Annotated in this window: 18 protein-coding genes; 9 read left to right on the top strand and 9 right to left on the bottom strand. The window is 70.2% G+C overall.

Translation table 11 applies throughout. From position 1 onward, the window contains the following. Positions 1 to 30: 30 nt before the first annotated feature. Together VF106_RS41045 and VF106_RS41050 are read right to left on the bottom strand one after the other, a co-directional pair. Positions 31 to 339, bottom strand: coding sequence for a hypothetical protein (locus tag VF106_RS41045; RefSeq protein WP_330845424.1), 309 nt, complete (start codon positions 337 to 339; stop codon positions 31 to 33). Positions 340 to 369: 30 nt separating this feature from the next. Then, the gene (locus VF106_RS41050) at positions 370 to 681 is read right to left on the bottom strand and encodes a hypothetical protein (protein WP_330845425.1); all 312 of its coding nucleotides are present in this window, start codon (positions 679 to 681) and stop codon (positions 370 to 372) included. A 179-nt stretch (positions 682 to 860) separates the two neighbouring features. Here VF106_RS41050 and eccCa point away from each other — a divergent pair, with 179 nt between their 5' ends. From eccCa to VF106_RS41065, 3 genes are read left to right on the top strand one after another with little or no spacing between them, the layout of a single operon-like run. After that, positions 861 to 4,835: a type VII secretion protein EccCa gene (eccCa, locus tag VF106_RS41055; RefSeq protein WP_330845426.1), complete on the top strand. Its 3,975-nt coding sequence runs from the start codon at positions 861 to 863 to the stop codon at positions 4,833 to 4,835. Positions 4,836 to 4,859: 24 nt separating this feature from the next. Further along, positions 4,860 to 5,177, top strand: coding sequence for a hypothetical protein (locus VF106_RS41060; protein WP_330845427.1), 318 nt, complete (start codon positions 4,860 to 4,862; stop codon positions 5,175 to 5,177). A gap of 9 nt (positions 5,178 to 5,186) precedes the next feature. Continuing rightward, complete coding sequence (locus VF106_RS41065) at positions 5,187 to 7,007, top strand: hypothetical protein (RefSeq protein ID WP_330845428.1); 1,821 nt, start codon at positions 5,187 to 5,189, stop codon at positions 7,005 to 7,007. Positions 7,008 to 7,059: 52 nt separating this feature from the next. Here the strand turns inward: VF106_RS41065 and eccB are convergent, their stop codons facing one another. Further along, entirely contained in the window at positions 7,060 to 8,472 is a 1,413-nt protein-coding gene (gene eccB, locus VF106_RS41070; RefSeq protein ID WP_330845429.1) for a type VII secretion protein EccB, read from the bottom strand. A 1-nt stretch (position 8,473) separates the two neighbouring features. After that, a complete protein-coding gene (gene eccD / locus VF106_RS41075) occupies positions 8,474 to 9,856 on the bottom strand; it encodes a type VII secretion integral membrane protein EccD (protein ID WP_330845430.1) in 1,383 nt (460 codons plus the stop codon). 129 nt (positions 9,857 to 9,985) lie between these two features. Here eccD and VF106_RS41080 point away from each other — a divergent pair, with 129 nt between their 5' ends. From VF106_RS41080 to VF106_RS51225, 3 genes are all read left to right on the top strand, one after another. After that, positions 9,986 to 10,519, top strand: a complete 534-nt coding sequence (locus VF106_RS41080) for a hypothetical protein (RefSeq protein ID WP_330845431.1) — start codon at positions 9,986 to 9,988, stop codon at positions 10,517 to 10,519. A 115-nt stretch (positions 10,520 to 10,634) separates the two neighbouring features. Beyond that, the gene (locus VF106_RS41085; protein ID WP_330845432.1) at positions 10,635 to 11,183 is read left to right on the top strand and encodes a hypothetical protein; all 549 of its coding nucleotides are present in this window, start codon (positions 10,635 to 10,637) and stop codon (positions 11,181 to 11,183) included. Beyond that, complete coding sequence (locus VF106_RS51225; RefSeq protein WP_524535874.1) at positions 11,180 to 13,663, top strand: protein kinase domain-containing protein; 2,484 nt, start codon at positions 11,180 to 11,182, stop codon at positions 13,661 to 13,663. Before VF106_RS41085 ends, VF106_RS51225 begins: the two co-directional genes overlap by 4 nt. On the opposite strand, the gene dusB is transcribed toward VF106_RS51225, so the two are convergent. Together dusB and VF106_RS41105 are read right to left on the bottom strand one after the other, a co-directional pair. Continuing rightward, entirely contained in the window at positions 13,664 to 14,791 is a 1,128-nt protein-coding gene (gene dusB / locus VF106_RS41100) for a tRNA dihydrouridine synthase DusB (RefSeq protein WP_330845435.1), read from the bottom strand. A 26-nt stretch (positions 14,792 to 14,817) separates the two neighbouring features. Beyond that, positions 14,818 to 15,342, bottom strand: coding sequence for a macro domain-containing protein (locus tag VF106_RS41105; protein WP_330845436.1), 525 nt, complete (start codon positions 15,340 to 15,342; stop codon positions 14,818 to 14,820). A 77-nt stretch (positions 15,343 to 15,419) separates the two neighbouring features. Here VF106_RS41105 and VF106_RS41110 point away from each other — a divergent pair, with 77 nt between their 5' ends. Continuing rightward, a complete protein-coding gene (locus VF106_RS41110) occupies positions 15,420 to 15,917 on the top strand; it encodes a DUF1707 SHOCT-like domain-containing protein (RefSeq protein ID WP_330845437.1) in 498 nt (165 codons plus the stop codon). A gap of 241 nt (positions 15,918 to 16,158) precedes the next feature. Here VF106_RS41110 and VF106_RS41115 read toward each other — a convergent pair whose 3' ends face one another. Then, the gene (locus VF106_RS41115) at positions 16,159 to 19,320 is read right to left on the bottom strand and encodes a DEAD/DEAH box helicase (protein ID WP_330845438.1); all 3,162 of its coding nucleotides are present in this window, start codon (positions 19,318 to 19,320) and stop codon (positions 16,159 to 16,161) included. 10 nt (positions 19,321 to 19,330) lie between these two features. Continuing rightward, entirely contained in the window at positions 19,331 to 20,527 is a 1,197-nt protein-coding gene (locus VF106_RS41120; protein ID WP_330845439.1) for an MFS transporter, read from the bottom strand. A 103-nt stretch (positions 20,528 to 20,630) separates the two neighbouring features. Here VF106_RS41120 and VF106_RS41125 point away from each other — a divergent pair, with 103 nt between their 5' ends. Both VF106_RS41125 and VF106_RS41130 read left to right on the top strand, forming a co-directional pair. Then, complete coding sequence (locus VF106_RS41125) at positions 20,631 to 21,425, top strand: FHA domain-containing protein (protein WP_330845440.1); 795 nt, start codon at positions 20,631 to 20,633, stop codon at positions 21,423 to 21,425. Further along, complete coding sequence (locus tag VF106_RS41130) at positions 21,422 to 22,207, top strand: FHA domain-containing protein (RefSeq protein ID WP_330845441.1); 786 nt, start codon at positions 21,422 to 21,424, stop codon at positions 22,205 to 22,207. The genes VF106_RS41125 and VF106_RS41130 overlap by 4 nt, the downstream gene beginning before the upstream one ends. Here VF106_RS41130 and VF106_RS41135 read toward each other — a convergent pair. Next, entirely contained in the window at positions 22,204 to 23,043 is an 840-nt protein-coding gene (locus VF106_RS41135; RefSeq protein WP_330845442.1) for a serine/threonine-protein kinase, read from the bottom strand. The genes VF106_RS41130 and VF106_RS41135 overlap by 4 nt on opposite strands. Positions 23,044 to 23,146: the final 103 nt, after the last annotated feature.

Consider the following 23,146-nt stretch of genomic DNA (forward strand, 5'->3'; position numbering starts at 1 on the left):
CCCTTCAGGGCATGGTCGGGTCGGGAGGGATCACGTCGCCGCGATGGCGGCCTGGGAGCGCACCACCGCGCCACGCAGCAGCTCGATGGACTGCTCGACCGCGGCACGCAGGTTCCCCAGGAACTCCTCGTTCAGCTGGCCGTACTGGTCGAAGCCGCTGTTGCGGATCTGGTTCTCCTCACCGGCGGTGTCCGCCCAGCCCACCATCATGGTGCCGGTCTGGAACCGCATGTAGTCCCCACGGGTGGTCGCGAGGTCGGTCTGCGCCTTGAGGATCGCGTCGTGCAGTTCCTGCAGGTCAGCGAACTTGGCTGAGATGGCGTCAGGGCTGACGGGCATGTCTCGACTCCTCGTTCAGGTCGGCCTTGCTCAGGCGGTGCGGTTGATGGCGTTGATGATCTGCTGTGAGTCCAGGTCGGCCCCGGTGGCGTACTGGGCGGACGCCCTGGTGCCCTCCGAGATGCCGAGGGCGTCGGCGGCGTTCGTGCCAAGGTGCCCGACGATCTCCTGGTGCTTGGCGTCGAACGCCACCTTGGCTTGACCGCCCCACACGTTCTTCACCATCTCGGCGATGCCGGTGAGTTGCTTCTCGTAGTTCAGGATCGCCTCGTTGATGTTCGACGACTCAGTGGTCGCCTGCGTCATCGCCGGGGCTTCTTGATGGATGTTCTCGAAGGCCATGGCTCACTCCCTCACAAGGTTGCACCTGTGCCTGCGCCGCTTCCGCGACGACATGAACCCGACGCTAGGTCGATCACCCGCGTCCGGTACCGGCACCGGCACCTTCCTGCCACCGCGAACACACGAGCCGTGACCGCGAGTCAGGATCAATGTGGACGCCTGACACGAGGGAGGTCGCCGTGGGGACCGTGGTCGTGCGCCGCCCGTTGCGCCGGCCCGCACCGGAGATGCCGGCGGGTGAGCTGGTGCTCGACGCGCCGCCGGAGATCCCGCCGCCGCCGAGCCGGCAGTGGCAGCAGGTACTGATGGTCCTGCCCATGGTGCTGATGATGGGCGCGATGATCCTGATGTTCAGCGTCGGGTTCGGCGGTGGCAGCACCTTCACCGCGATCCGCTTCGTCGTGTTCGGCATCTTCGGCATCGCCATGCTGATGATGGTCGGCGCCGCGTTCATGCAGGCCGGCGGGCCGAGCAAGCGCGAGATGGGTTACGCGCGCCGGATGTACCTTCGTTCCCTTGCCCAGCACCGGGTTCGGGTCGGCCGCACCGCACGCCGGCAGCGCACCGCCCTCTGGTACCTGCATCCGGATCCGTTGTCACTGTGGTCGGTCGCCGCCAGCTACCGGTTGTGGGAACGCAGGCGCGGGGACATCGACTTCGGCGTCGCCCGCATCGGCCTCGGCGCGCAAACCCTTGCCACGGAACTGATCGCGCCGGACACCAAGCCGATGGAGCAGCTCGAGCCGCTGTCCGCGCTGGCACTCCGGCGGTTCATCACCGCGTACTCGTCGGTGCCGGACCTGCCGCTCGCCATGGCGGTCAACGGGTTCAGCCGCATCTACCTCCGTGGCGGCGACCGCGTCGACGGCCTCGTGCGGGCGATGATCGCCCAACTCGCCACCCTCCAGTCCCCGGACGACCTGCGTATCGCGGTGTGCGTCAGCCCGGAGCGGCGAGGCGAGTGGGAGTGGCTCAAGTGGCTGCCGCACGCGTTGCACCCGGAACGCGCCGACGCGCTCGGCCCGATCCGGCTGGTCGCCCCCACGATCACGATGCTGGAGGCGTTGCTGGAGGACCTGCTCGGCGACCGGCCCCGGTTCGACCCGGAGGACGGCGTCACCCGCGTCGCCGGGCCGCACCTGGTGGTCGTCCTCGACGGCGGCGAGACCGCGGGCTCCGACCACCTGATGGCCGGCAACGGCGTCGAGGGCGCCACGGTCATCGACCTCACGTCACCGCCGCCGAGGGCCCCCGACCGGTCCGCGGTCGTGCTGCACGTGGCCAGCGACGGTCGGCTCACCAGCTCCACCGCGGACGGCGACATCGACCTCGGCCGCGCCGACACACTGCCGATGGCGAGTGCCGAGGCGCTGGCCCGTCAGCTCGCGCCGCTGCGGCTCACCGAGGGCGCCCGAGGGGAGCAGCCGCTCACCTCCGAGCTGGGCCTGGAAGAACTGCTCGACCTCGGCGACCCGTACACCTACGACCCGAGGGACACCTGGGTGCCGCGCCCGAACCGCGACCGGCTGCGGGTGAAGTTCGGCATCCGGCCGGACGGCACGTCCATCGAGCTGGACCTCAAGGAGTCCGCACAGGACGGTATGGGCCCACACGGCCTGCTGATCGGCGCCACCGGCTCCGGCAAGAGCGAGCTGCTGCGCACGCTCGTGCTCGCGCTCGCCATCACGCATCCGCCGAACTCGCTGAACTTCGCGCTCATCGACTTCAAGGGTGGCGCCACGTTCACCCGCCTGGACCGCCTGCCGCACACGAGCGCCGTGATCACCAACCTGGTCGACGAGCTCCCGCTGGTCGACCGCATGGCCGACGCCATCAACGGCGAGCTGATCCGCCGGCAGGAACTGTTGCGGGCGGCGGGGAACTTCGCCTCGCTGCGGGACTACGAGAAGGCCCGCGCGGCCGGCGCGCCGCTGCCCGAGGTGCCGACGCTGTTCGTGGTGGTGGACGAGTTCTCCGAGCTGTTGTCCGCCCGCCCGGACTTCATCGACAACTTCGTCCAGATCGGACGAGTGGGCCGCTCGCTTGGCGTGCATCTTCTCCTTGCCAGCCAACGACTCGAGGAAGGCCGGCTGCGCGGGTTGGACACCCACCTTTCGTACCGGATCGGCCTGCGCACGTTCTCCGACATGGACTCCCGCACGGTGCTCGGCGTGTCCGACGCGTTCTCGCTGCCACGGGCGCCCGGACACGGCTTCCTGCGCTACGGCGACGAGCCGATGGCCCGGTTCCGTTCGGCGTACGTGTCCGGTGTGCATCGCGCGGACCAGCCGCACGGCACGCCGACCAGCGGGCCGGAACCGTTGGGGCTCAACGTGTACACGACCACCTACGTCGCCCCGGCGCTCGAGGAGGAAGAGGCCGAGGCCACCCCCGACCCGGTCGACGACGACGCGGTCGGCGAGAGCCTGCTGGACATCCTCGTCGACCGGATCGCCGGCCGGGGCGTCCCCGCGCACCAGGTGTGGCTGCCGCCGCTCGACGTGTCGCCGACCATGGACCAGCTGTTCGGCGAGTTGACGGTCGACCCGGCACGCGGGCTGCGGCCGGTCGACCAGCAGCACGTCGGCGCGCTGCGGGCAGTGTTCGGCATCGTGGACCGGCCGTTGGACCAGCGCCGCGACCCGCTCGTGATGGAGCTGTCCGGCCCGGCCGGGCACGGCGTGGTCTGCGGCGGCCCCCAGTCCGGCAAGAGCAGCGCGCTGCGGGCGATCATCACGAGCCTGGCGCTCACCAACACGCCGCGCGAGGTCCAGTTCTACTGCCTCGACTTCGGCGGCGGTTCCCTTGCCACCCTGCGGGATCTGCCGCACGTCGGCGGTGTGGCCGGCCGGCAGAACGCAGGCGCCGTGCGTCGCACAATCGCCGAGGTGGCCACGGTGCTCTCCGAGCGAGAGCGCCGGTTCGCCGAGCTCGACATCGACGGCATGCCGGCGTACCGGGCGCTGCGGGCCGAGGGCCGGGTCGACGACCCGTACGGCGACGTGTTCCTGGTGATCGACGGCTGGCTGACGCTGCGCAAGGACTTCGACGACCAGGAGGAGGTCATCACCAGCATCGCCCAGCGCGGCCTCGCGTACGGCGTGCACCTGCTGGTGTCGACCGCCCGCTGGTTCGACCTTCGTCCACAGGTGCGGGACGTCCTCGGCAGCCGGGTCGAGCTTCGGCTCGGCGACCCCATCGACACGAACATCGACCGCACGGGCGCTCTGCGGGTGCCGGAGAACTCGCCCGGCCGCGGCATCGGCCCGACCAAGCACCAGATCCTGACCGCGCTACCGCGCATCGACGGCCGCGAGACCGCGGAGGACCTGGCGGCCGGGGTGGCCAACCTGGTCGAGGCGGTGCGTCAGTCGTGGCATGCCGAGCCGGCGCCCCCGGTGCGGCTGCTCCCCGCCCGCCTGCCGTACGTGGCGCTGCCGCCCGACGACCCGACGACACACCAGCTGTCGATCGGTATCGCCGAGACCGACCTCGGGCCGGTGCGGCTGAACCTCGGCGCGGACGCGCACGTGATCGCCCTCGGCGACGCCGAGTCCGGCAAGACGACGTTCATCCGCGCGTTCGCCCGCCGGATCGTCGACACGTACTCCCCGGACGAGGCGCGGATCGTGCTGGTCGACCACCGCAGGACCCTGATCGGCGAGGTGCCGCAGAACTACCTGCTCGGCTACGGCACCGACACCACGATGACGGGAGGGCTGGTCGACGCGGTCGCGCAGGGCGTGCGGGCCCGGCTTCCCGGCAAGGACGTCACGCCCGAGCAGCTTCGCAAGCGGAGTTGGTGGGACGGGCCGGAGCTGTTCGTGCTCGTCGACGACTACGACCTGGTCGCCACCCCGATGGGCAACCCGTTGGCGCCGCTCATGGAGTTCCTCGCGCAGGGCCGTGACATCGGCCTGCACGTGATCGTCACCCGACGGATGGGTGGCGCGGGCCGCGCCCTCTTCGAGCAGTTCCTCACCCGCCTGCGGGACGTCGGCGCGATCGGCCTGCTGATGTCCGGCGACAAGAGCGAGGGCGCGCTGATCGGCAACCAGAAACCGGAGGAACTGCCACCGGGTCGGGCAAAGCTCGTGACCCGCCGTGGGGGGCCGCAACTCGTGCAGCTCGCCTGGCTACCACCGACGGAGTGAACGAAGCCAACAAGGAGGGAACCGATGGCGCCACCCAAGATCGACGGCATTCCCGGCAGCATGGGGAATTACAACACCAACGACAACATGTCGAAGTTCAAACCCGAGGCCGTCGTCAAGTCGCAGCTGGCGGAAGGTCAGGCTTTCGCCGCCAAGGACGGGGACGCGAAAAAGTATCTGAAGACGTTCCTCGAGAAGACCGGCGACCGGCTCCGGCAGGACACCATCACGGCGAAAGCCTCGAAGCAGGAATACCTCAACGCGGACTGGGACGCCAGGGACCAACTGCTGAAAATTGCTTTCCAGCCCGTCTACGTGCCCAACAAGAATCCCGACGTGTAGGGGGACGGTATGCCTGAAGACTATCGGACATGGCCGCTCGACCGACAACTCGTGGCGTTGTTGCAGGAGCAGGTCAACGTCCCATTGCTCCAAGCCCAGTCGCAGATGTGGGGCAATGTGACCCTGCTGCTCAACAAGCATGGCGACGAGGTACAGGAGGAGACCGACAAGCTCGAGCCCGACTGGACGGACGACGCGGGTGTCGAGTTCGTGGCGCGTGCCCGTGACACCCGGCGCATGCTGGGCGAGTGGGTCGGCAACATCACCGACGCCCGGCCAGACCGCCCCCTGCTCGACCTCAGCCTGGAGATTCCGAAGGCGGTCGAGCTGGCGACGAAGAACAAGATCGCGCTCGACGAGGTGCTGGACCTCAAGGCCAAGTACCCGGGGGCCGTCGCCGTGACGGACGCCGAGCTGCAGCGGCGGTACGCGGAACCGAGCGGCGTGAAGATGAACGAGATCGCCGAGCTGTACCGGCAGGCCAGCCAGGCGGTGACCAAGGCGGTCGACGGCCGCCTCCCCGGCGAGGTGCCCGAGGACACCCGGCCCACCGGTGGTGGTGGCGGCGGTGGTCTTCCGCCCGGTGGTGGAGGCGGAGGTTTGCCGCCTGGTGGTCTTCCGCCCGGTGGCGGTGGAGGTGGCTTGCCGCCTGGTGGTCTTCCGCCCGGTGGCGGTGGTGGAGGTTTGCCGCCTGGTGGTCTTCCGCCCGGTGGCGGAGGCGGAGGTTTGCCGCCTGGTGGAGGCGGCGTGCCACCTGGCGGTGGTGGCGGCGGCGGTGGTTTGCCGCCCGGTGGCGTTCCGCCCGTGAACGGTGGCGGCTCGGACACCGGGCTGCCACCGGGTGGCATTCCTGGACCGACCGAGGGCATCGACACCATCGGTGGCGGCGGTGCCGGCATCGGCGCTGGTGGTGGGGGTGGCGCGAACCCGAACCCGGAGCTGAGCGGTCTCGGCACCGGCCCGACCACCTCGCCGTCGCTGTCGGGCGGCGGACTGGGCGGCGGCACCGGTCCCGGCCTGCCCGGCCCCACCGGTGGCACCAACACCATCCCACCCATCACCGGCCCGATCACCGGTGGCGGCACGACCAACCCCCGTCCGACCACGCCGATCGGCGGCGGTTCGGGAGGCGGCGGTGGCGGCACCAACCCGCCCGGCCCGCCCGGCGGGATCAACACCATCCCACCCATCACGGGTCCGACCACCGGCACCGGCTCAGGTAGCGGTAGCGGTAGCGGCTCCGGCTCCGGATCCGGCTCTGGTTCTGGCGCCGGCGTCAAGCTGCCCGGCGTGAACCTGGGCACCGGCGGCGGTGGCATCGGTGGTATTGGCGGCGGTGTCGGCGGAGTGGGTGGCGTCGGCGGTGTGTCGACCGGCAGCACCTCGATCCCGGCGGCCGCGGCCCCGTTCCAGGCGCCGGCCGGCCCCGGCCCGAGCGGCGCGGCACCGACGGCGGCACCGCTGAACGGCGCCTCCGGCGGCACCGGGACGACCGGCATGGGTGGCGCCGGCATGATGCCGCCGATGGGTGGCATGGGTGGCGGTATGGGTGGCGGCGGAGGTGCCGGCCTGAACTCCGGCGCGGCGTCCCGTTCCGTCAACAACGGCCGGAACCGCCGCAAGGAGCGGGAGGTCACGCCAGGCCTGCCGGTCATGTTGAGCGGCAAGGCAGGTCAGGCCGACATGAACGCCTTCACCGGCCGCGGACGCAAGCAGGTGGAGGAGTCCGACGTGCCGACCACGGTCCAACTGATCGACGAGGACCTGTGGCAGGTGGAACAGAAGCAGGTCGATGAGCGGGTCGTGGCCCCTGTCCGCAGGGCACACTGACCGGCGCATGAAGAAGGGCCTCTCCGCGCGAGGGGCCCTTCTTCATGCGTTCTTACCGTTGCATCGCTGCCTCGTGGCTCAGGCCGGAGCCGAGCGGGATCCGGGACACGAGCCCGGCCGGGATGCGGACCGGGTCGACCCCGTCGTACCCCAGCACCTTCAGCACGTCCATGGACGCGAGTGGATGCGCGATCCCCTGGTCGGTCACCACGAGGAACGTCCCCCGCTGGGTGTCCGACATCGGTGTCGACTCCACGATCGCCGCGTGCCCCGCCGGCACCACCACCCGGTCCGCGAGCACGGTGCCCTGCGTGGTCCGCCGCGGCGTCGCCGACATCGGGTCGATGGGCGGCATGTACGGCGCCAGTGTCACGTCGGGCACGGAGGCGCCGGGCGCGAACGTGAGGCACATCGTCGCCGTGTCGTCGGTGCGGACGAAGTCCGGGCGGACAGCCGGCGGATCTCCCGGCTTCTCCGGGCTCACAGTGGGTTGCGGCGCCCCGCTGGCCTCGATCAGGCCCATCGGCAACGCCTTGGGTTCCGCGTTCGGGTAGGCCTTGGCCGTCTCCCGGTACGCCCGCTGGATGTCGAACTGCAGCTCGGTGATCTGCCGCAGCTGCCCGACCTCCGCCAGGTAGAACTGCACCCCGCGCGACGTCGACACCGCGAACAGCTGCCCAGCGAGGATCCCGGGCCGCACCACCTGCGCGGGCGCACCCATCTGCGCGACGGGAATCGGCCCGATCGGCCGCCCGGCCGGAATCGCCTCGATGACCGCCGGGCTCACCCGCACCGCCGGCGTGGCCTGCAGTGCGAGCCCGACGGCAAGCTGGTCGGGTTTGCTGATCAGGTGCCGGTACCCGTGCAGCACCAGGTATCGCTCACCGGTCTCCGGCACGTCCGCCAGCACCGCCTGGTTGGTCCCGAGCGTGAAGCCACCTTGCGCGGGCTGGCCCACCATCAGCACGGACGTTGGCACGACCGTCCCGGTCAGGTCCGGCGCCGGCTGCGAGCACATCGCCCAACCGCCGCCGAGCAGACCGTCCTTCGCCGGCAACGCGTCCGGTGCGTCCGGGATGCCGATCCGCGGCCCGCGGGGCACGCCTTCCAGGGAGTCCCGCGACACGCTGACGGTCGCCGCGTGATCCTCCAGCGCCAGCAGCGCGGACGTGTAGTTCTCGACCGGGTGCAGGCGGCCCTCGAGGTAGACGTAGCGGGTGCCGGTCTCCTCCTCGACGACGACCTTCTTGCCGTCCGCCCACTTCGTGTTGCCGCCCGGGTTGATCACCCCGTACACGCCGACCGCGGCCAGCGCGATCACCGCGATCGCGATCCCGCCGAACGCGGCGTTGACCGGCCGGCGGAACGGCGGCTGTTCGGGGTCGGTCTCCCTGGTGACCAGTGCGGAGATCACCCGCTGGACCAGGAACTGGTAGGCGTGGAGCTGGTCGCGCTTCGATGCCATGTCAGCCGCCCAACCCGCGCACGTAGCCGTACAGCCCGAGCACCGACACCGTCACCGGCACGATCGCCAACACCAGGATGATCTCCAGGATCTCCGCGTACCGGCCGAAGTACGGGCTCGGCTCCCGCGTGCTGTGCACGACGCCGAGCAGCGCGGCCAGCACGCCGACGGCCAGCAGCACCGGCCCGGCCATCGACAGCAGCTCGGCCGGATCGGACATCAGCGGTCCGAGCGCGAGGCACACGGCCCCGGTGAGACCAGCGACCAGCAGCGGCACCCGCTGTCGCACGATCGGGTACAGCCGCGCCCGCAGCAGGAACCCGACCGTCAGGATCATCACCAGGATCATCCCGGCCTCGCTGCCGCTGGTGATCAGCAGCACCTGGCAGGGCACCACGGTCACGGCGAGGCCGCCGACCATGCCGGTCAGCAGCCCGTCCGCCCGCAACACCGCCGCGTAGACAGCCGCCCGTGGCGGTTGCGGGTCGTCGCGCAGCAGGTCGGCGGCCGCCTTCGGCAGCACCGGCATCGGCACCCGCGACAGCCGGATCGACAGCGGCGCGAGCACCGGCGAGAACGCGAGCCCGAGCCCAGCGATCAACGCGGCCGTCTCGTGACCCTCGAGTGCGTCGAGCGTGGTGAGCCAGCCGCCGATCACCGCGAACACCGCGACAGTCGCCGCACCGACGAACAACGCGGCCCGGTCCACCACCCCGAGCAGTGCCACCATGGCGGCCAGCAGCAATGCCGCGCCCGCACCGAGCAGGTGCGGCGCGCCGAGGTCGAGGATGCTCCGGTCCCCGGCGAACGCCAACCCACCACCCGCGAAGGCGAACGGCAACGCCACGGCGGCGGCCATGGCACCGGCGCCCGTGTCCCCGGCCGCCCGCGCCAGCAGCAACGCGGCCGCGAGAAGCACCGAGGCGACCCCGATCGACCACCACGCCGGCCCGCTCCACGGTGGACCGGCCTGCGCCACGGCGCCGAGCGCGAGCACGACCCCGAGCGCGCCGATGGCGAGCCCGGTCGCGCGGGTGTGCTTCGGCCCCCAGGCCGCGCCGGTGCGGGCGGAGCCGGTGGCGATGGCGTCGACCAGGTCGTCGTACTCCAGCTCGGGCCAGTCGGTGTGGGCGTGGGTGAGGTGCAGGACCTCACCGTCGCGGACGCGCTGCGCGGCGAGCGTGCGTGCGGACTCGAGCGCGGTGCCGTCGGCGCGGCGCAGCACCCAGCCACCGGACTGGGCGCCGGCGTCCGCGAGGTCCTCTCCGGCGTGCCGCAGCAGTCCGGGCAGCAGCTCCGCGAGCGGCGAGCGTTCGGGTAGCGCGAGGTCGATCCGACGAGCGGGCGCCGCGACGGTCACCCGGACGAGGCCTGTGGTGTTCAATGTCGCTCCTAGCGTCAGCTTCCTGCCGACGGGTCTACCCGTGTTGGTGGACCCACCTACCATGACCGGACAGGCACATCCGGGGAACGGGCTCGGCAGCTAGCGGACATGTGCGAGGAGTTGGACACCGTGGACTTGGTGCCGGTAGGACATGACCTCGGCGTCTATCACGACGGCATGGGCAGTCACTGCCAGCAGGTCCGTGTCGGCGCCACGATCGAGGAGCTGTCCGACGACCAGTACGCGACGTGGGTCGGGGCCCATTCCGGTGTGCCCGCCGCCGACGCGGAGTCGTTGCTGGCCCGAGGTTTGCTGGCCAGCACGGCGGACCAACTGGAGTTCGCGACGAGTCACAGATTCCTGCCGCTGGCGTTGGGGCTCGGCAACACCGAGGACGAGCCGTGGCTGTTCACCGCCGGGCTGCTGTACGAGCCGATGGTGGCGATGACCGGTCCGCTGTTCGACCTGTGGCAGTGGGCGCACCTGTCGCCGGACCTGTGGTCGGCGTGCCTGGAGGCGGCGGCCGTGGCCGAGGAGGCCGGCGCCACCGAGCCAGAACAGACCGATCCCGAACAGGTGCTGGCCGGCGCACTGGCAACGGCGCCGCAGCTGCTGGCCGCGCGAGTAGCGTGTTTCGACGTGCGGATCGGTGGTGTGTCGTGAGCGGAGCTTGCGGAGCGAACCATCGACATTCAGGACGGCGCCGAGCCCGCGGAGGGCGCCGGTGGAGCGGAGCCTGCGGAGCTTTCCGGCGCCGCGGAGCGGGGGCGGTGCTGTCGTGAGCGTGTTGCCCGTCGGCCACTACCTGGGCGAGCGGTACCCCGAGGGCCTGCACTACGTGCGCGTGGGCCGCGATCACCAGACCATGACGGACGACGAGTTCGGCGTGTGGGTCCTGTTCCACCAGGACAACCCGCGAGTGGACGTCGAGGCCGTGCTGAAACTGGCCGCACAGGCGGACCTGCCGGATGCCGAGACGGCGATGGAACGTCTCCTGTCGGCGGGCGCACTGGTGAAGGTGACCGACGAGGTGGCGTTCGCCAAGGCGTACCGCCTGCGAACCCTGCTCGTTGGCCTTGGCAACACACCGGAGGACCCGGACACGTACTACGTGGGCCTGCCGGGCCACGAACCGGCGCAGCTGGGGGCCGGCAGTTACGAGCTGTGGCAGTGGTCGGCGCTGACGCCGAGCCTGTGGCACACGTGCGAGATCAGAGCGAAGGTGGCCAACGCCGAGCTGGCCCCGGCTGACGTCGTGCCGGAGCTGCTGGCCGACCTACGTCCGTTGCTGGCAAACAACTGCGGCTACCTGGACCCGGCCACATGACCGACCTGACCAGGATCGACGACGGTCCGGTAGCGACTGTCTACTCAGGACATCGAGCCGGCGTCCCGGTGGCCGTCAAGGTGTTCCCGAAACGCTTCGACAAGCGCACGATGTCGTCGTTCTCCAAGGAACAGGCCAAACTGGCGACCGTCCGCCGTGTCACGTCGATCCTGATGGTCGACGGTGTCGAGGCCATGCCGAGCGGCGAGTCCGCACTACGCATGGAGTTGTGCACCCAGTCACTGGCGGTACTGGTCGAACGCGTGGGCCAACTGGCGGCCGGCGACGTGGTGGTCCTCGGCTGTGCCATGGCGTCGGCACTGGCCGCGGCACACAGTGTCGGCGTCGTGCACGGCGGTGTGTCGCCAAGCAACGTCCTGTTCCGCGACAACGGCGAGCCCGTCGTGGGCGACTTCGGTGTGACGCTTCGGCAGGCGTTCACCCGGGATCCCTTGCACGCCATCGAGTACCTGCCGCCGGAAACCCTCCGCAACGGCACCCTCAACGAACTGACGGACCTCTACGGCCTTGGCGCGGTACTGCACTTCGCCCTGACCGGCCGCTCCCCCCACCCAGGCCGCCTCGGCGAACAACCAGGCGAACGCGTACTACGCATACTCGGTGAGCCGGTCCCCGCGATCAACCGCCAGGACGTGCCCATCGGCCTGTCCACACTGGTGGCCAGGCTGCTCGCCACCACTCCGGACCGCCGCCCCCAACAAGCAGCCCAGGTGGCAGCCCACCTGACGACAATGCTCCCGAACCCTCCAGCCCAACAAACAACAGAGGACTGGGACGACTTCGACGCGCCAACGCCAGCCCCACCACCCCCACTTCGAGAAGACCCGCTCGACTTCGACGACTTCGCAGCCCGGCCCCCAAGACGACCGGCACCCCCACCCCAGCCATGGCAGCCCGCGTCCCCACGCCCTGCCCACCGGGCGACGCCTCCACCGCGTCCCGCTGAACCAGCGGCGCCGACCGGGGCCCCACCGGCGACTCGAAGTGCCAACACGCCAGAGCCGGTATCCCCCGACTGGTCGGCTTCTCCACCAACGGCCGCTGATCTGGTTCCCGAGCGATCTTTGGCCGGTGCTGCTTCGGAAGGCCCATTTCCGCGGCCTGTTCCCGAGGTACTGGCTGCCACCGGCGTCCCTCCCGAGTGGCCGGCCCCCGAAGCGGTGACGACGTCCGAAGAGCACGTCGTCCCTGAAGTGGCGGCCCCCGAGCCGGCCTCACCCGAGCCGGCCTCACCCGAGCCGGCCGTTCGCGAGCCGGTCGTTCGCGAGCCGGCGGCCGACTCGGTGGCCCCTGATCCTGCTGCTTCAGAATCAGTCGCCCTTGCCTCGCCGGCTGCTGATCCGCCGGTTGCTGCCCTGCCCGCCAATGTTCCGCCGCCAGATGCCGTGCCGGCCTCTGTCGCGCCGGCTTCTGTGCCGCCGGCTGCTGTGCCGCCGCTAGATGCCGTGCCAGCCTCTGTCGCGCCGGCTGCTATGCCGCCGGCTGTTGTCGCGCCGGCTGCTGTCGCGCCGGTTGCTGCCCTGCCCGCCAATGTTCCGCCGCCAGATGTCGTGCCGGCCGCTGTCGTGCCGGCTGCTGTCCCGTCGGCTGCTGTCCCGCCGCCCTCTGTCCCACCAGGCCCCGTCCCGGCTGTCCCTGAACCGGCGGCCTTTGAACCGGCCGTGCTTGATTCGGCTGCCTTTGAGTCTGCGCCCCTCAGTTCGATTGGTTCCGTGCCGGCTACCGGGGCTCCTGTGTCGGTTGCACCCGCACCAGGGACGATCGAGCCGGTGAGGCCGACCACTGCTGAGCCAGAGGTGGTCGCCGCGCCGCCGGTCGGTGACTCCCCGTCGGGTTCCGTCGGTGCGGATACGTTGTTGCCGCTCGCGCCGCCGCCGACGCCGGTTGTCCCGCCCGGCGGTGAGTTCCTCGTCACCGCCCCTGTGGCCACCGCGCGGCGGTCCGGCGTCGTGCTTGGTGGACGGGACTCGGACTTCGGTGACGACTTCGGCGGCGTGCACCGGGCGACGGTGCTCGCCGGGCCGCTTGCCCCGCCTGATCAGCCCGGCCGTCGGCTCATTCGGTATGACCTCCTGGCCGGGGCGGCGCTCGTGCTGGCGTTGCTCGCGCTCGTTCCCCTGCTGCTGTTGCGTGGTGACCCCGACGAGATCCCCAGCAAGGCTCGGCTGCCAGCGGCCGGCGAGTCCAACGCCGACAAGGTGACCGTGGAGCTCGCCGAGCCGACCGATCTCACCGACAAGGTGCAGCTCAACTGGAAGGCCACCCGCGATCTCGACTTCGCGGTCGTTGTGGCGGCTGAGGGGGAGAAGCCGCAGGTCCTGCTTGTTCAGCGCAACCGCACGATGACCGTCGACGTGGATCCGGAGCGTAAGTACTGCTTCCTCATCCAGGCTACGGACGGTGACCAGGTTTACGAGAGTGAGCCGCAGCCCCTGCGTGGGGCCGTCTGCCAGAAGTAGTCAGCCGCCCGAGTGCATCATGTCGGCGCCGGCCGGCACGGTCGGGTCGTCGGGGTCGTCGAGCCAGCCGTACGGGAGCGTGACCTTGCCCGCCGAGCCCTGGCGGCCGCGCGGACCCTCACCGGTGACGGGGAACGGGGCGTCGTGGTCCAGTTCGCCCAGGTAGTCGTCCAGTTCGGACAGGGTGGTGACCATGGCGAACCTACGGCGCAGCTCCGAGCCGACCGGGAAGCCCATGAAGTACCAGGCCATGTGTTTGCGCAGGTCACGCATGCCCTTTTCCTCGCCGTCATGCTCGGTGAGGAGTTCGGCGTGACGGCGTAGGACGTGCGCCACCTCGCCCAGCGGCGGGCCAGCCGGCACCGGCTCTCCCGCGAACGCGGCCTGCAACTCGCCGAAGAGCCACGGCCGTCCGAGGCAGCCGCGGCCGACCACGACACCGTCGCAGCCCGTCTTCTCCACCATCGCGAGTGCGTCGGCGGCCGTGAAGATGTCGCCGTTGCCCAGGACGGGGATGGTGGTGACGGCCTCCTTCAGCCGGGCGATGTGTGTCCAGTCGGCCTGGCCCGAGTACCGCTGCGACGCCGTTCGTGCGTGCAGTGCCACCGCCACCGCGCCCTCGGCCTCCGCGATCCGACCGGCGTCGAGGTAGGTGTGGTGCTCGTCGTCGATGCCGATGCGGAACTTCGCGGTCACCGGGATGTCGCCGGCCGCCTCCACTGTCGCGCGGATGATGTTGGCGAACAGCTTGCGCTTGTACGGCAGGGCCGCGCCGCCACCCTTCCGGGTGACCTTGACGACCGGGCAACCCCAGTTCGTGTCGATGTGGTCGGCGAGCCCCTCACCGACGATGATCTTCACGGCCTCCCGCATGGTGGCCGGGTCGACGCCGTAGAGCTGCACCGACCTGGGCGTCTCGCTCGGGTCGAAGGTCATCATGTGCCAGGTCTTGGGATCCCGGATGACCAGTGCCCGCGCGGTGATCATCTCGCACACGTAGAGCCCGGCGCCGTACTCACGGCACAGCCGGCGAAACGCCACGTTGGTGATCCCGGCCATCGGCGCCAGCACGACGGGCGGGTCGACCGCGTACGGTCCGATCTTCAGCGCGGGAGTTGAGCTAACCACCACCCAAGGCTAACCCGAGGGGTCGTTCAGGATCCCGGACGCTCCGTGCTCGACCGTGCGAGTGCGGCGGTGAGCAGGTCCCGTGTTCGCTCGTCGAAGGCGACGAGTCTGATCAGGTCGAGCTCCACGGGGATCGAACGGACCGCTGTGGCCGCGACCTCGGCGGCCAGTTCGGCCGGGAACCCGTACGTCCCGGTCGCGATGGCCGGGAAGGCGACGCTCCGCACACCGAGCTCCTCGGCCAGCAGCAGGGCGCGCTGGTAACAGGACGCCAGGACCCTGGCCTCGTCGTGGTCGCCGTCCTCCCACACCGGGCCGACCGTGTGGATCACGTACCGGACGGGTGCCAGGTCGAACGCGGGAGTCGCCACGGCCTCGCCCGGCGCGCACGGGCCGACCTCGGCGCCCGCGGCCGCGAGTCGGGGGCCGGCGGCCCGGTGGATCGCGCCGTCGACACCGCCGCCACCCAGCAGCGACTCGTTCGCCGCGGTGACGACGGCATCCACGTCCTGCCGGGTGATGTCACCGAGCACGACCTCGATCGCTGCCACGACCTGAGCATGGCACCGAACGGCGACACATCGTCGAGACTTCTCGCCGGGCGAACAGCGAACGTACGATTTCGGACATGGGGGACGAGGCCATTCGGGTCAGTGACGCCGAGCGCGACGAGGCCGTGACGGCTCTGTGGACGCACTACGAGAGTGGCCGCCTCCTGGCCGCCGAGCACGAGGAGCGGAGCGCACGTGCAGCGGCCGCCAAGACACGCGGCGACCTCGAGGCGTTGTTCGTCGACCTGCCGGCGCCGCACCCTGACCTCAGCGCCGCGGTCACGGTGAAAGCCGCCGACCCCGACGAGACCACGCCGACAACCCGTGATGAGACCACCCCAGCAACCCCCGACGAGACCACCCCGGCCACCCGCGGCGAGACACTCGCCGGCGCCGGCCTCATGGTTCTGGTGTGCGGCGTGGTCGCCGCCACCGTCCTCACCGTTCGCGAAGGCATGTGGTGGACCTTCTTCCCGGTCGTCGGCCTGACCACGCTGTTGTGGGTGCTGTCGGACGTGGCCGACCGTAAGGACGCCGCCGCACGGAAGGAAAGCGCGCCCGAGCCGGACGCCTAGAGCAGGTGTGCTGAGGTCGCCGATCTTTGGCGAGGGCGGCCGCCACACGATGCCAAGAGCAGGGGCGAGGAACGAGCCCCTGGCCGCGGGCATCGTCGCGCAACCACCCACGACAAGCAACCACGCACACCGGCCCGCAACCCGCTGCGCAAGCCGACTCGAGGCCGTCGCCGAAGGCGATCGGCGGCCCTGCCTGGGATAAAACACTTCCTAGCCACGCACCCCTCGGATTGGGGCGGGGTCAGGTGAACAGGCCTCGGACGTCCTCCGCGTTCAGGGTTGAGCTGAACATGTCGCCGTCGTCCATCACGCTTGTGAACAGTTGTGCTTTTCTTTCCTGTAGGGCCATCACCTTCTCTTCGATGGTGTCTTTCGCGATCAGTCGGTAGACCATGACGTTGCGGGTCTGGCCTATTCGGTGGGTGCGGTCCACGGCCTGTGCTTCCGTCGCCGGGTTCCACCACGGGTCCAGCAGGAAGCAGTAGTCCGCCTCCGTCAGGTTCAGTCCGAAGCCACCCGCCTTCAGGCTGATCAGGAACACCGGGGCGTCGCCGTTCTTGAAGCGGTCCAGCACCTCCTTGCGGTTGCGGGTGCGGCCGTCCAGGTAGCAGTGCTCGATGCCATCGGCCGTCAGGCGTTCCCGCACGGTCGCAAGGAAGCCCGTGAACTGGCTGAACACCAGCGCCCGGTGCCCGCCGTCGAGCACGTCACGTAGTTGTTCGGCCAGGGCGTCCACCTTGGCGGACGGCATACCGCTGTGCTCGTCGTCGACCAGGCCGGCGTGCAGGCTGAGCTGGCGCAGCACCGTCAGCGACCGCAGGATCGTGAACCTGTTCTTGTTCATGTCCTCCAGCAGCCCCAGCACCTTCTGCCGCTCACGCTGCAGTGCCGTCTGGTACAGCTTGCGGTGCCGTGGATGCAGCTCCACCTCCAGCACCTGCTCCAGCTTTGCCGGCAGGTCCTTGGCCACCTGTTCCTTCGTGCGCCGCTTCATCAGCGGTTTCACCCGTCGGCGCAGCTGTGCCAGCAGGCCGGTGTCGTTGTCCTTCTCGATCGGGCGGGCGTAGTAGTCGCGGAACCGGGTCGGGTGGGGGAACAGGCCCGGTGCGGTGATCGACAGCAGCGACCACAGCTCCATCAGGTTGTTCTCCATCGGTGTGCCCGTGATCGCGAGCTTCACCGGCGCCGGCAGCCGCCGCAGGCACTGGTACACCTTCGACTGGTGGTTCTTCGTGTACTGCGCCTCGTCCATGATCAGGCCCGCCCATGACCGGGACGCGTACTCGTCGACGTCCAGCCGCAGCAACGTGTAGGAGGTGACCACGACATCGGCGTCCGGTAAGGACTGTCCGCGTCGCGTGACCGTGGCCACGCGGAGGTGCGGCGCGAACCGGGCCGCTTCCGCCGCCCAGTTGGACACCACGCTCGTCGGCGCCACGATCAGGAACGGCTCGTCCGCCTGAGCGTGGCAGATCAACGCCAGCGACTGCAGTGTCTTGCCCAGTCCCATGTCGTCGGCGAGGATGCCGCCCAACTGGTTGTCCCACAGGAAAGCCAGCCACCGGAAACCGTCCACCTGGTACGGACGTAACGTCGCCGTGAGCGCCGCCGGCACGTCCACGTCGGGCACCGAGTCGAGCGACAGCAGGCCGTTGACCTGCCGCTCCCACGCCGCCGCCTGCCGTTCCACCACGCCGAGCGACGCCAGCTCGTCCCACAACCCGGCCTGGTAACGGCTGATCTTCAGCGTGCCGTCGGAGAACTCCTGCAGCGCCCGGGCTTCCTCGATCAACCGGCGCAACGACTGCAGTTCCGGCTTCTCCAACGAGAAGTACGCGCCGTCGGGCAGCAGCAGGTGCGACTGCTCCCTGGCCAGCGCCACGAACACGTCGAGGAACGGCACCTCGCGACCTTCGGCCCGGATCGTCACGCCCAGGTCGAACCAGTCGTTCTCGCCAGGAACCGAGGACGTCGACACGCCGATCGTCAGCGAGTCACCGACCTCGCGGTAGTCGGCCGTCTCCCCGTCCGCGCAGACCACGACCCCGGGCCGGTCGAGCAGCGGCAGCACCTCGGTGGTGAACAGCATCGTGTCGATGCCCCGCACGTCGCCCGGCCACAGTGTGCCGTTGGACCGTAAGCCGAATCGCTCCAACGGCACGTCGTCGAGGTTCGCGAGCAGCGCCTCCTCGGCCGCCACGTCCCGGTACGGGGCGTCCGGCGCGGCCGGTGACCGCGTGCCGTCGATCTCGTACTGCCACTCCCACCGCAGCGCCAGCCGGTGCCCGGCGCCGTAGTCCGCGTGCAGCGCCAGCAGCGGCGCGGAGATCGCCGGTGGCGTGTAGGACTCGTCCGACGAGACGACCGGGGCAAGCCGCCGCAGCCTCGGGTAGTACTCGGTGGCGAACTTCGGTTGCTGCGCAAGGGGAATCTCGAGCCGCTGGTTGTCCACCGCCATCCGCCGCAGCGCCTCCGGCACGGGCTCGTCCAGCCGCGCGAGCCCCAGCCGCCACTCGCGGTGGTCGCTGACGGCCTGGATCTCGGCGCGGTCGACGTAGATCACCCCGTGGTCGCCGACGAACGAGACGGGCACCGGGTCCACATCCACGCCGTCGACCCGCAACACCGGGCCCAGCACCAGGTTCTTGCCGGTACGGGTGGCGTCAAGGATTACGCGGGCGGCGGCACGCCACGGCACATCGCCCAGCCGCTTGCGTGCGTGCACCAGCCGCAACCCCGCCGACTCGGCGTCGTCCAACATCGACCACAGCCGCGTGCTGCCGAACGCGGACAAATCGATGCTCTGCGCCTCATAGTCCGACTGGTGCAGTGCGTACAACTCCCGAAGCAGCTGGACGTGTTCTGGGACGTAACCGCTGTGGTCGTCCAGACGCGACCAGCTCAACCCGCCGGCCACCCAACCGGAACGGCCCGGCCGCACCACTCTGGCGTACACCCGTGGCACGGACCCCTCCGCCGACAGCGACAGCTCGATGGCCAACGGCGTCGAACCCCGTTGGACGGTGTCGGAACCGAGGAGCGCGTCGAGTGTCTGTTCCCACGTCAGTGCCTTCGGTTTCCGGCTCTCGGAGGCACGCACGAACCCCGTGGCCGTCAGCACCAGCGCCACGACGTGCTTGCAGTCCAGCCCCACGGGACAGCTGCACTCGCCTTCCGCGAACACCAGCGCGGGCCCGTAACCGGAGGCGAAGTACCCGGTGGTCGTGTAGACCTCGTCGTGCGAGCCCTGCACGCGCCCACGGACCGCGCACGCAGCCTCGTCCCACCACATGGAGAGAACGGCGTGCTGACGCGCGTAGGCCAGGCCACGTCGGTACGACGTGGGCCCGGCCGCGTCCTCGAGCCCAACGAGGTCCGCACCAGCGAGCATCGCGTTCTGCATGGCCGCCAAGTTAGCGGGCCGCACCGACAATTTCGGTTCGCCGCGCCAGCAGCCAGCCAACCGCCAGGCACGACACCGCTCCGGACACCAGGAGCGTCACCCGAGTGCCGGCCCACGTGCCCAGCACCCCGCCGAGCAGGCTGCCCACCGACATCACGCTCCACACGGTCAGTTCCATGGTGGCGTTGACCCGGCCGAGCAGCTCCGGCGCGCACACGGTCTGTCGGATGGTCATCATCACCACGTTCGTCGCGATGATGCAGAAGCTGGAAACGAATCCGCTGGCCACCCACCACACCAGACCCCACCCGGGTGTCGTGAACGCCTGAGCCAGGAACGCCAGCCCGAGCAGAAACACACCCCACAGCAGCACGCGTGCCTGCCCGAGCCGTGCGACCAGCCGACGCGTCACCGCCGACGCCAGCAACGCGCCCAGTAGCCCCACGGTGCCGAGCAGGCCGATCACGCCGGCGGACAGGCCGATGTCCCGCACCAGGAACACCATGCTCACACCCATGCCGCCGGCCTGGCCGAGCACGATCGTCGCCGTGCTCATCGTCAACGAGCGCAGCACGGGATGCCGGAACACGTACCGCACACCTTCGGTGATCTCGCGGCCGAGGTGCCGGTCCGGAGCGGGGGCCACCGGCGGCTCGCGGTGTCGGATGGCCCGAACCCACAGCGCGGACCACAGGAAGGTCAGCGCGTCGAACGCGAACACGAACGGCGCGGTCAGCAGCTGGACCAGGTAGCCACCCGTGCTGGCGCCCGCGACCGCCGCCACCGACGCGTTGGCCGCCAGCTTCGCGTTCGCGTCGACCAGCTGGTCGGCCGGGACCAGCCGGGGCAGATACGACTGGTGCGCCACGTCGAAGAACACCGTGAGCACGCCGACCAGGAACACCACCACGTACAGCTGCCACAGCGTGAGGACCCCGAACACCGCGGCCAGGGGCACTGTCAGCATGAGGATCGCGCGTCCGACATCGGTGATCACCAGCACCGGCCGGCAGCGGGTCCGGTCGACCCAGGCGCCGGCGAGCAGGCCGAACAGCAGCCATCCCAGCGTCTCGCACGTCCGCACCAGCGCGACCTCGAACGTCGACGCGTTCAGGTACAGGACCGCGAGCAGTGGCGCGGCGAGAAACGTCATGCGGGTGCCGACCTGGTTGACGGCGTCCGCCAGCCACAACCGCCGAAAGTCCACGACCACACCCTGCCAGTTAGCCCGGAAGTGTGGACGGGGTGCGGCCGGGGACCGGTCCCGGGACGGTCGGCTGATACTGGGTCAGACGAGGAGGGAGGGCCGCATGGACGGGAGCATGCTGGTGGAGGGGCAGCGGTTGTCCGGCAACCACGACAGTCTGGCCTTCGGTGTGCAGCGGCCGACGCCCGGCGCCATCTACGCACTCGCCATCGGCGGGGGTTTCGCCGTCGGCCCGCGGGAGGGACGCCGTGTGGTGTTCGGCCGCAACAAGCCCGAGGTCCACGTCTGCATCGGCGAGGACGACCGCAGGGTGAGCCGTCAGCACGGGCTCCTGACCTGCCAGGACGGCAGGTGGTGGGTGAGCAACACCGGCCGCCTGCCGATCCGGCTCCCCGGCTCGCAGTACCTGTTCAACGACGAGGACTCCCTGCCGCTGGCCGCCGGCTACACGCCACTGTTCGTGCCGGGCACCCGGGGCCGCGAACACCTGCTGGAGCTGTATGTCGCGGGAGACGACGGCGCACGGCCGGCGCCCCGCCCGAGCGATGTCACCGATCCGCCCCGCACCTGGCGGCTCCAGCAGGACGAACGGCTCGCCCTGGTCGTGCTCGGCCAGCGCTACCTGCTGCACGAGGCCGACCCGCAGCCGATGGGCCGCCAGCAGACCGCCGACCAGCTCATCGAGTTGCAGCCGGAGGCGGGATGGACGGCACGCAAGGTCGAGCACATGGTCACCGCGGTGCGTGCCCGCCTGTCCAAGGCCGGTGTGCCTGGCCTGACCCGCGAGGAGGTCGGCGAGCCCGTCGGCAACAAGCTCAACGACAACCTCCTGCGCGAGCTGCTGCTGTCCACCACGCTGGTGCCGCCGGACCTGCGGCTGCTGGAGGACCTGCCGTGACCGACTTCCGTCCCCAGCTGCTGCCCCCTTCCGTGGGCGGGCTGGCGGGGCGGGTGCCCGCCGCACCACCGGGCAGCATCTTCGTGCTGGCCGCCCGCGGCGGGTTCGCGGCGCCGCCACAGGCCAGTTTCGAGGTGGTGTTCGGCCGCAAGGAACCGGACGTGCACGTGTGCATCGGCGCGGACGACCCCAGGGTCAGCCGTCTGCAGGGCCGGCTCGTGTGCACCGGCACCGAGTGGTGGCTGCGTAACGAGGGCAAGCTGCCGATCCGTCTGCCGCAGTCCCGCTTCCTGTTGACCGGCAACGAGATTCCGCTCGGCGAGGGGTACAGCCCGCTGTTCATCCGCACGTCCGAGCGGCGTGAGCACCTGCTGGAGGTGCGGGTGGTCGGCGCGGGTCGCGGGGACGCGTTGGCCGGCGCGGACGACCAGACGGCGACCGCGGCGGCGGACAGTTGGCGGATCGACGGCACAGAGCGGATCGTGCTGACCGCGCTCGCGGCGCGGTACCTGCGGCAGGAGCCCCATCCACAGCCGCAGTCCTGGAAGCAGGTCAAGGAGGACCTGAACAGCTCGAACGTCACGCACTCCGACTGGACGGAGAAGAAGGCCGCGAACGTGGTGCTGAAGGTCCGCGAGCGGCTCCAGCCCTATGTCGCCGGGCTGCGCCTGGAGGACTGGGGCGACCCGGCCGGCAACATGGTCAACCACCAGCTGGTCCAGGAACTGTTGCAGACCGCGACGTTGCGGCCGCCGGACCTGCGGTTGCTGGACGCCGACTAGCGCCGACGCACGGGGCCGCCCGCTAGCGCGTTCGCCAGTTCCTCGGCCAACGCCCCACAGGTGCCGTACCGGTGCCGCGGCCGCTTCGCGAGAGCGGTGGCCAGGACCTTGTTCAGCGTCGACGGCAGGTCCGGGCGCAACGCGGTGACCGCGAGCGGGTCCTCGTGGAGCTGCGCCCACAGCAGCTCGGCGGCGTCCGTGTGCTCGTGGGGTGGACGGCCGGTGAGGCATTCGTAGAGCACGACGCCGAGCGAGTACACGTCCGCACGCGGGTCGACCGGTGCCGCCTTGTCGATGGGAATCAGCTCAGGCGCGACGTAGCCCGGGGTGCCGACGCGTCGGCCGGCGGCCGCGATCCCGAAGTCGCACAGCAGGACCTGCCCGGTGCGCCGGTCGACGAGGATGTTGCTCGGCTTGACGTCGCGGTGCACGACACCAGCCGTGTGCGCGTGGTCCAAAGCGGACGCCACCGAGTGGGCCAAGTGGACGGTGCGCACCGGGTCCAGCGGGCCGGACCGGAGCAGGTCGCGCAGGTTCGGCCCGTCCACGTACGGCATGACCAGGTACAGCGGTTCACCTTCTGTGTGCACGGAGTACACCGGAACGATGTTGGCGTGTCCGAGTTCTGGCGCCATCTCCTGACGGAACCGGTCCCGGAAACCGTCCTCTGTGGCCAGTCGAGGCGTGACGACCTTGACCGCGACGAGCCGGCCGCCACCTGCCTCTTCCGTTGCGAGGTAGACGACGCTCATCCTGGTCTCGGACAGCTTTCGGATCAGCCGGAACCGCGGTAGTTCCGGCTGTTCTGGGAAGTGGTCGTCGGTGATTTGACCCATGATGCCAGGCCCCTCACCGGTGTCCGCTTTGCATTTGAATAATTCTCACGTTCAGCCTTCCAGGGTTGACTGGTTGTCTGTACAGTCAACGCGCACAGACAGT

Origin of the sequence: Actinophytocola sp. (assembly GCF_036378875.1) — a bacterium.
Classification (GTDB): domain Bacteria; phylum Actinomycetota; class Actinomycetes; order Mycobacteriales; family Pseudonocardiaceae; genus Actinophytocola.